Raw genomic sequence first — 9827 nt, 5'->3', positions numbered from 1 at the left:
GGTTATCACGAGTATATGGTGCATCAGCCCACAGTTGCCATCGTGGCTGAGACCCTCAAAGCCTGTATTGAAAAAACCCTCAATACTGAGTTGTAGGCGTCATCCCAGTGATAATTACTGTTGTTGGGTGCGGTCAAAAGTGATAGAGTAGAGCAATTTTTACACCATACCAGTAGCGGGCGGATCCCCCCCCAGCCCCCCTTAAAAGGCTGGGGGGGGATCCCTTCCCAACGGGTTTTGACCACACCCACTGTTGTTCAAATGATCGTGTGCAAATAATTTAACCAAGGGAAAAATTGACCATGCTGAAGAACTTCAACATTATTGATGCCGACAGTCACGTTTTTGAGCCAGAAGATCTCTGGGCTAAATATCTGGAACCTCAATTTAAAGACCTTGCACCTAAAGACTATCAATTTGAAGGCGAGTCGATCATGTACAAGGTGTCCGCAAGCGTGACGGCAAAAGCCCAGAAGCTCATGGCAGAAAAATCCGTTCGATATCAAGGAGCCTATGATCCTAAAGCCCGAGTTGAGTTAATGGACAAAATGGGGTCTGACGTGACCTTTTTGTACCCAACCATCGGATTATGGATGTGGGCGATCGACACCATGGACTCCAAACTTGCTGATGCACTAGTCCGAGCCTATAATAATTGGTTGCAGGAATTTTGCAGTTACAATCCCCAAAAGCTAAAGGGTGTGGGTGCCATTAGCCAGCATGACCCTGCGGATATGGTGCCAGAGCTGCAGCGAATTGCAGGGTTTGGTTGGCGAGCGGTCTTTATTCGCCCCAATCCAGTAAAGGGACGAATACTGAGTGATCCGGTCTATGAACCATTTTGGAGTGAGTGTGAACGCCTGAACATAGCCGTCACGGTTCATGAAGGAACCCATAGTCGTCTTCCCACCACTGGGGCTGATCGTTTTGACTCTCGTTTTGCACTCCATGCCTGCTCCCATCCGATGGAGTTGATGATGGGACTGTTGGCAATGATTGAGGGGGGCGTTTTAGAGCGTCATCCCAAACTAAGGGTGGGCTTTTTTGAAGCTGGGTGTGGTTGGCTACCCTACTGGTTATGGCGCTTGGATGAGGAATATGAGAATCTCGCCTATGAAGTCAAGGATAATGTCAAGATGAAGCCCTCTGAATATTTCCACCGTCACTGTTTTATCGGTGTGGAAACATCAGAACCCTATCTACCCGAATTAATCCAGTACATTGGAGCAGATAAATTATTGTTTGGGTCTGATTTCCCTCACATGGATCATCCGAACTTTATCGAAAGTGTCGATGAGGCTCTGGCACTGCGAAAGCGTCTCCCTGATGAGACCATTCGTAAGATCCTCCATGACAATCCCTTGAATTACTACGGGCTAACATAGCGGCGTTGCTGAATCAAGTAATGGATAGGAGTAGAGTGGGCATCCTGCCCGCTCGAAAATAAGCATGAAACTGGCAAAATGCCAGTTCCAGGCAAGATGCCCATTCTACAGGTGCGACCCAAGGGTGAGTAAATCGCCCTTGGAGGCGCGCACCTACTCTTAAAATCATTATATTATTCAGCAACGCCGGATTTTTTCCCTATTCCCTATTCCCTACTCCCTATTCCCTGTTCCCTACTCCCTGTTCCCTGTTCCCTTTTCACTTTTCACTTTTATAAAACCACCTCTAATACCACGGTTTGGATCGCGAAGTTGAATATTATCTTCTAGTTCAAATGCACAAGGGAGTTTAGCAGACCAGCATAGCTCATGCTCTTCTGGAGAGATATCTTGTGGAGAAAAATAATTAATACCATTGACTTGTTTTTTTACTAAATCTGACGTCATCATCTGGGGAGGGATAATCAGTCGATAGGACGTTTTTTGATTCAAAACAATAACTAAGGTAATAAGAGATAAAGCTAAATAACTAGTTATCCTAAATATCGGAGGAATTATCCATAACTTTGATACCGGTAGTTTTTTGGTAATCAGTAAATTTAAATTTCCGATTTTTTGATGACAAACTATAGTAATATATAAACCAGGTAGAAGAATTAGATATCCTAGTCCAAATCTGATCACAGGAGCATAAAGCATCATAAATAAAGTTCCCGAAATAGCTAAACCTAAGACCCAAATCAAACCCCAGAGGCGATGAATGATTGATGTGCGGAGAATATAGATGGCTAATAAAATTGAAATTAAAATTATTCCAGTCGCAATTTGATTTAGAGTACTAGAACTGAACCACTGCCAAAATAACCAAAGCCAGGGATTTGAATTTGGGGGAGGTGAGCCAAACCAGGTTCCCCAGCCGCGAGTGTTTTCAGCAACTGCTTCAGCGTCTTCCGCTGTCCAAGACCAGGGTAAATCCAGACAGAAGAAGGATGATGGAAAAAGTGGGCAACCAGAGGTGATGATATTGACAGCGCACATGGGTGATAAGAGTAAAATAGTGATGACACCACCTATCACTAGTCGTTGCACACAAAACCTACTGAAAACAGTATAAAAAATAACTGATATGAATAATAGGGGTAGAGAAGTAAGCTTTATGGTTACAGCTCCAGCTGCTAAAATCAGTGGGATAAATTCATCGTAAAATTTATTATTAAATTTATTTTTAAAACTAGAATTTTTACCCCGAGTTACGGATGATGAGCGATGGTGAGCAATGATTAAAATTGCCCAAGCGATGATTACGGTGAGGAAAATTACTGGGATATCTGGCGATGGAGATACCAGGATATCTGACATCAAACTCGATAGAGCTAGGAGAGGGAGTACAATCAATGAGCAGATGACGATAAACCAGTCACTGAGCTGTGCTTTATTGGTGAATAGTTGAGCTAAAGCAATCAGAAAGTGTACTATTGCGAGAAGAAAGGCAAAGCCATTGGTTATCGCACTAACTTGAGCATCGAAAATTGGAGGGTTAAACGGAGCAGCGAGCGCAAACCACGATGAGGTAAAACCAAGCTGCTGAAGGAGCAGGGCGATACCTGGCACTGCTCCATACTCGGACAACCATCGGATGGCTCCATAGTGATAGAGACCTGTGTCAAGCCAAGTTACTTGTCGGCTGGTGAATGCTGCGACACCAAATTCTAAGGTCAACAATCCCAAGGCTAGGTTGGGAAACAGCATGAAACATAGATTAGCAATTTCATCGCGGGTAGGTTGTGATGTCAGAGACAATAAACTCAGACTAACAGCGGTACACCAGCCTACCCAGGAATTGAGGGGAAATACTAGGGAGGTTGCTAGCAGTGCAATGGACAGCACAACGATGCCCAACCACACTGCTGCAATAATGCGATCGCTAACTCGTTTAAAGGAATCCGCTTGCAGTACATTCAGCACAGCAGTTCCGATCAAGTAGCAAGGAATAAGTAGAAAATTCCAAGTCGTGATGAAGTAGAACATGCCAATAGCCTATACAGGCTGAAAAACTGAGTCCTCTACTGAATCCTGTTTTTGCTTTAACTCTTCTGTGGTAAATTCTTCATAGTAAGAACGCTCAGTATTTACCTGCCACAGATCATGATTTTCCCCCAGTAAGTTCTTAACTGCTAGCATTCCGGTTAACATCGAATGGTCTTGATTGTTGTAGCGATGCATCCCATTACGTCCAATGGTTTGTAGGTTATCAAAGTCTGCTAAAAAATCTTGAATCACTTGTAAATGCTGACGATAATCACGGTCGTAAACTGGGTAAGCTTTAGGTTGGCGCAACACAGTACCATCCTCTACAGCCTTGGCATCCGCCAGACCTAAACTCGCCAATTCACGGGTGGCTAAATCCAGCAATTTGGGATCAGATAGATTCCAGATTTCATCTCCCTCATTACAGAAGTATTCTAAACCCAGACAGGTCTTGCTAGGATCCGATACCATTTTTGGACTCCAATTCTTAAAATTTTGGATGCGACCCACTTTCACCTCTGGACTATGGATATAAATCCACTGATCAGGAAATAGATCTTTAGCATCAATAATGAGCGCTACAATAATAAAAGCTCGATAAGATAGGGATTTTGCTGCTTCGATTACCGCTGGTGGGGGAGGTGGGTCGAGTTTTTTAACCAGTGCTGTCACTGGCATACTGGAGATGAAATGGTCTCCAGAGATACTGATAGTTTTTTCATCCTGCAAAGCAGTAATGCTTTTGATATGATTGCCATCTCGTTGAATACTAGTCACTACAGTATTCAGTCTTACCTGACCACCTTGATTATCTACTGCTTGCTGAAATTTTTCCCACATCATCCCTGGTCCAAGTAGCGGGTAATCAAATTCCTTAATCAAGCTTTTGCTATTTTGACTTCCGAACAAAGCATTGATGATTGCTCGTTTTAGAGATAATTTTTGAATTCGCTGTGCTGCCCATTCTGCTTGAATTTTATCACAGGGTATGCCCCATACTTTCTCCGTATAAGTTTTAAAAAATAGTCTGTATAAACGACGACCAAAGCGATCGCTTACCCATTCTTCAAAGGTTTCAGGTTCATGCCAAGGTCGCAATTTTGCCTTGATTTTTGCCTTGAAGTAGCTGAGCAACATAACCAGACTGGTAATGATGCCTAGATTCGATAGGGTGTTAAAGATTGAGAGGGGATAGTCGTAGAATTTACCCTGGTAATAAATGCGTGACATGCGGGGAACTTTGATAAAATCTTCCCCTAAAACCTCTTGCCAACGTTGATGCGCTGCTTCTACTTTGGTATAGAAGCGATGACCACCAATATCGAAGCGATAGCCTTTGTAGACTTCGGTGCGAGCAATACCACCGACTTTATTGGATTTTTCTAGAACGATAGATTTAATGCCTTGTTTAACCAGGTCATAGGCAGCTGTAAGACCAGCCGGTCCTGCGCCTGTAATCACTACGGGATAATGTTCCATTGATTAAAAATAGTGCGTCAGTGGTGAGTGCGTCAGTGGTGAGTGTTTAGTGCTTAGTAGGACAATATTGATTTTTATTCCATAGCGATAGCAATTCTAGGTTAAACCTAAGGTTAAACGTTATTTTAAACGTCGATAGTAACTGTTATTGTTCAGGATTTTAATACTCATAAATAAACCCGATTTTAGTTTATTTTTAAATAAAGATTTATAGCGTTTATCATACTTATGATGTACATTCATTTTTATTACCGTTACTCCCTACTCCCTACTCCCTACTCCCTACTCCCTAAAACCCACTACGAAAGTACCTCAACCAATTTATCCCTGCTATAAACTTGATAGCTTAGGCAAGTATATCCGAGGTTGTAGGTACTTTTGAAAGCAATGACGAACTATACCAATGGCAAACGCAAGTCCGCTGTAAAAGTAATACAGCCAGTGCCATGGAATGGTTCGTATAGTGAATAGTAGACCACGCTTTTGATAAAAGAATTGGTAGACAGGTCTGTTGAGTACTAGCAGGGCGAGACTAAATACACAAGTAGCCATAGCAATCAGAGTACTAGACCACCAATAAGCTGTAACTAAAGCACCTAGTAGAGCATAGACCAACACCACACTAATACGACTAGACAGCTTTAGGTTCAAGTCACTGATAAACTCACGACAGTTTTCCGGACTTGCGTCGCGAACCTTGAGAATTACGGCAGTCCAGGGCAAGGCGCGGTAGAAAAAGTCAGCTCTAAGGAGAGAAATTATGCCCCAGGGCTTGAGATGTTTCACCCGTAGAGTCTTACACAGCTTAATCCTGTAACCTTCTTGCTTGAGTCGATAGCCTAACTCAATATCTTCAATACAGGGTTGACGATAATTTTCCTCAAAGCCACCCATGGCAATAAAGATGTCACGACGGATTGCGCCACAGGCACCCCAAAAGGTAAATGCTTCTTCAGATGCAGTTTGATGAGTGTAGTGGTGGAGTAAATTTTTGTACTGGGAAAGGAAATTAGCAGCACCGGGAGAATCGTCATAAGAACCAATTAAAGCGGTTAAATTAGGTTCATTATTAAAAATTTTCACCACTTGACCAATAGTATCCGGATAGATGGCTACATCAGCATCTATAAAAAACAGGATATCGGTCTGTGCTACTTTAGCTCCCAGGTTTCGGGCTTTAGCCGGACCCCCTGCTGTGGGCAATCGAATTACTGTGGCTCCAAAGTCTTGGGCTAGACGCCATGAGCCATCAGTATCGCCATCAGCTACTACAATCACTTGATCGGGAGGGGGTGCAGCTTGAGATAGTCTGGCAAGACATTGACGAAAGTCTTCCCCTCCGTTGTATACGGGGATGATGACGGAGATAGTTAGTTTAGCAGAGTCAACCATTCTTTAGAGAATTTACCTTCAATTACTGATTGAGATTTTGAGATTAAATCGTTACTATGCATCTCAATAATACCCTCGTATAGTTTAACATTATTTTAGTTAAAATTATTAGATTACACTAAGTTTGACAAACTAGTTTATTGGCTTTAACAAAACTATATAAGAATCACCAGTAGGGATTTTTTTAAAAAAAAATCCTGAATTGACTAAGTAACTCTGTACTTGTAATACAGGTTGTGTCTACAGGTTGAGCAGTCAGCCATCCGCTATCAGCAGTCAGCCCATAGTCAGCCCATTTGATATAGCTAAACGCTGATAGCTAAATTAAAAGCTTTGCTGAATCTTCGAATGAATAGGAGTAGAGTGGGCATCCTGCCCGCCCGAAAATATATTGAAACTGGCAAGATGCCAGTTCCACGGCAAGATGCCCATTCCACAGCAAGATGCCCATTCCACAGCAAGATGCCCATTCCACAGCAAGATGCCCATTCCACAGCAAGATGCCCATTCCACAAAACTCTTAAAATCATTCCATTATTAAGCAACGCTAAATTAAAAACTCAGTTTATCCCTGTGGAAAGTATAAATATAAAATTTAAATCACCAAATGTCGGTTGTTAAAACAGTTGATAGCTTACCACTGGTTTCAGTGATTATCCCTGCCTATAATACAGAGCAGTTTATTGAAATCACATTACAGTCTGTTCTTTCTCAGACCTATAAAAACCTGGAATTGATAGTGGTAGATGACGGTTCTCAAGACCGGACAGCTGAGATTGTTCAATCTATTGCTAAGCAAGATCAGCGTGTTATCTTACTACAACAACCAAATTTAGGGGTGGCTGCTGCTCGGAATTTAGGGATTCAAAACACTAAGGGAGACTATATCGCTCCCCTGGATGCTGATGATATTTGGTATCCGCAAAATTTAGAAAAGCAAATGAAACGCTTCTTGGCAACAGATCCAGCGGTAGGGTTGGTTTATGCTTGGTCGGTGGATATTGATGAGGAAAATTCACTGACTGGAGATTTCCGTGCTTCAAGTATAGAGGGAAAGGTTTATAAAACTCTGGTATGTCATAACTTTTTAGGCAATGCTAGTGCATCTATGATTCGCGCCTGTTGTTTTGAGACCGTTGGTGGCTACAACTGTCAACTGAAGGCACAACAGGCTCAGGGGTGTGAGGATTGGGAGCTCTATTTGCGAATTGCAGAACATTATGAATTTGCTGTTGTGCCGGAATTTCTGATTGGCTATCGCAAAATTGTTAGTAGTATGTCTCGCGACTACAGCCAAATGGCTAAGTCTCATGGTTTGATGCTACGTGACGTTCAACAAAGGCATCCAGAGATTCCAGCAGCGCTTTATCGATTGTCTAAGAGTAGTTTTTATATGTATTTGGCACGACAAAGTAGTCAGTGTAGTAGCGATCGCAGTACGTTATTTTGGCTATCTCAAGCTTTAAAAGCTGATTTTATTACGCCTATTTTTCGCTATGGGTTGTATATCTTGTCCCTTAAAAGCTTATTGAGAATTATCACTAAGCTTAAATCCGGTAATTATGTTAATAAACCGGGTGTAGGCGTAAGTCCTGCGGATTTAAATAAACGCCGATGGAGTCTATATTTCAAGCTCTTGCTTGGAAATTTATTACACCGTTCACTGCTGATAATATAAGGAAGTTTTGGTTATGCTTTATCCAATCAAAGTGGTGGACATTGAATTGAGCCGCCCCCTGACTACTCTTGATGGTTTAGATGGCTATATTGCAGTGAAAGGACTGGTTCGCTTCCATGGTGCGCCAATTGGATATGTTCAAGCACCGATTACTAATGGTTACTGCACAGCAGAAACCTTAAGTAAACTTATTCTGGAAGGCCATAGCGAGACGATTATCAATCGCCTTTTGTACAATGGATTATCCTTACCCCTCGGACGCGAAAGGTTGTGTCTTGAGGATTTGTTTGATGTGTCACCACCAGAGTATAAGGGCAAGTTGCCGTTAGTAACAGTTGCGGTTTGTACTCGCGATCGCACTGCTGATCTTGCTCTATGTTTAGACGCTATCAATCAACTCGATTATCCTTACTTAGATATTTTAGTTGTTGATAATGCTCCCACCAGTGATGACACTAATAAACTGGTGGAAACTTATACTAATGTTCGTTATATTTGTGAACCTCGTCCGGGTTTAGATTGGGCGAGAAACCGAGCTGTTCTTGAAGCTAAAGGAGACATAATTGCCTATACTGATGATGATGTAGTGGTTGATTCAGGATGGGTAAAAGCATTAGCGCTAGTGTTTATTAAACATCCTGACGTTATGGCAGTGACTGGGTTAGTTGTGCCTTATGAATTGGAAACCGAAGCACAAGTGCTGTTTGAAATGTATGGCGGCTTCGGGCGAGGCATGAGGCGTAAGTGGTATCAGGTTAATCGAGGCAACAAAATGCCTTGGAAATTCCTGGGTACTGGACAATTCGGTACAGGGGCAAACATGGCTTATCGCCGCTCAGTATTTGATGATATTGGTTTCTTTGACCCTGCTTTAGATGTGGGTACTGTGACTAATGGTGGTGGTGATTTAGAAATGTTTTTCCGGGTGGTTAAGGAAGGACATACCCTCGTCTATGAGCCTAGTGCCATAGTGCGCCATCGACATCGACGGGATTATGCTAAGTTGCGTACGCAAATTACTAATAACAGTATTGGTCTGTTTTCTTACTGTATCCGTAGTCTCTTTGCCTATCCAGATGAGTGTCTTTCTTTCTTGTCGATTTTGCTCTGGTGGATAGTGTATTGGAATTTAAGACGTCTGTGGATTGGTTTCAAACATCCCACTCGCTTCCCACGGGATTTAATTCTGGCTGAATTAAAAGGCTGCTTCATTGGTTTAACTCGCTATCACAAAGCTCGCCACACTGCTGCTGAGATTACTAAATCTTTCGGTGAGCAAGAACGGGAAACAGAAGAGGATGTAGATAGTGCTCCCTACCCGATTTTTTCTGACCCTATCTTTCCTGCTCTGACTAAGGAAGAAATCCAAAAGGTTAAAACCAATCCAGGTATGGCAGTGCGGACTGTGGATCTACGGGAACCTTTACAGGCATTAACTGATGTTAAAGAGTACTCATCAGTACGAGTCTTTGTGAAATGGCATGATCAGCTTTTAGGTAGCGTTGATATTCCTAACCCTGATCGAGGGATTAGCAAGAGTCGCTTAATTGAGGTTATTGTCAATCAGTTTGGTATGAAGCTGCTGGAAGTAAACCTTAACTTCAGTAGGTATTACTGCTATACTCAAGCAATATCTATCTTAACTAATCACTATAAAGTCACGGATAAAGAGACTGATTTACTAACCTGTTTACCTGATAAAATACCAATCTCTATTATCATCGCTACCTATGATCGACCCCAAGATTTGCGGAGGTGTTTGTGCAGCATAGTTGCCCAAAAGTATACTCGACAATTGGAAATTATTGTAGTTGATAATCATCCCGCTTCTGGTTTGACTCCACCAGTGGTTGCTGAGTTTCCTG

General features: G+C 42.3%; 8 protein-coding genes. 4 read left to right on the top strand and 4 right to left on the bottom strand.

Features of this window, described 5'->3' with window-relative positions; genetic code table 11:
• The first annotated feature begins 302 nt into the window (after positions 1-302).
• Positions 303-1385, top strand: a complete 1083-nt coding sequence (locus F6K20_RS11655; RefSeq protein WP_287294762.1) for an amidohydrolase family protein — start codon at positions 303-305, stop codon at positions 1383-1385.
• Positions 1386-1398: 13 nt separating this feature from the next.
• Here F6K20_RS11655 and F6K20_RS11650 read toward each other — a convergent pair whose 3' ends face one another.
• The 4 genes from F6K20_RS11650 to F6K20_RS11635 form a co-directional block, all read right to left on the bottom strand.
• Positions 1399-1554 (bottom strand): hypothetical protein, encoded by a 156-nt coding sequence (locus F6K20_RS11650; protein WP_154659654.1) that lies wholly within the window; start codon positions 1552-1554, stop codon positions 1399-1401.
• Between the two features lie 65 nt (positions 1555-1619).
• The gene (locus F6K20_RS11645; protein ID WP_287294760.1) at positions 1620-3413 is read right to left on the bottom strand and encodes an LIC_10190 family membrane protein; all 1794 of its coding nucleotides are present in this window, start codon (positions 3411-3413) and stop codon (positions 1620-1622) included.
• 9 nt (positions 3414-3422) lie between these two features.
• A complete protein-coding gene (locus tag F6K20_RS11640) occupies positions 3423-4892 on the bottom strand; it encodes an NAD(P)/FAD-dependent oxidoreductase (protein WP_008178612.1) in 1470 nt (489 codons plus the stop codon).
• Between the two features lie 330 nt (positions 4893-5222).
• A complete protein-coding gene (locus tag F6K20_RS11635) occupies positions 5223-6284 on the bottom strand; it encodes a glycosyltransferase family 2 protein (RefSeq protein WP_008178611.1) in 1062 nt (353 codons plus the stop codon).
• A gap of 348 nt (positions 6285-6632) precedes the next feature.
• Here F6K20_RS11635 and F6K20_RS11630 point away from each other — a divergent pair, with 348 nt between their 5' ends.
• The 3 genes from F6K20_RS11630 to F6K20_RS11620 all read left to right on the top strand — a co-directional run.
• The gene (locus F6K20_RS11630) at positions 6633-6905 is read left to right on the top strand and encodes a hypothetical protein (RefSeq protein ID WP_131827009.1); all 273 of its coding nucleotides are present in this window, start codon (positions 6633-6635) and stop codon (positions 6903-6905) included.
• On the top strand, positions 6892-7962 hold the full coding sequence (locus tag F6K20_RS11625; RefSeq protein WP_008178608.1) for a glycosyltransferase family 2 protein: 1071 nt from the start codon (positions 6892-6894) through the stop codon (positions 7960-7962). The genes F6K20_RS11630 and F6K20_RS11625 overlap by 14 nt, the downstream gene beginning before the upstream one ends.
• A 13-nt stretch (positions 7963-7975) precedes the next feature.
• Positions 7976-9827, top strand: a 1852-nt coding sequence (locus F6K20_RS11620; RefSeq protein ID WP_287294759.1) for a glycosyltransferase, incomplete at its 3' end; no start/stop codon positions are given.

It is taken from the genome of Moorena sp. SIO2C4, from assembly GCF_010672485.1.
GTDB classification, from domain to species: domain Bacteria; phylum Cyanobacteriota; class Cyanobacteriia; order Cyanobacteriales; family Coleofasciculaceae; genus Moorena; species Moorena producens.
Note: the sequence above shows the minus strand (reverse complement) of the source record. Positions and strands in the feature narration are given on the sequence as shown.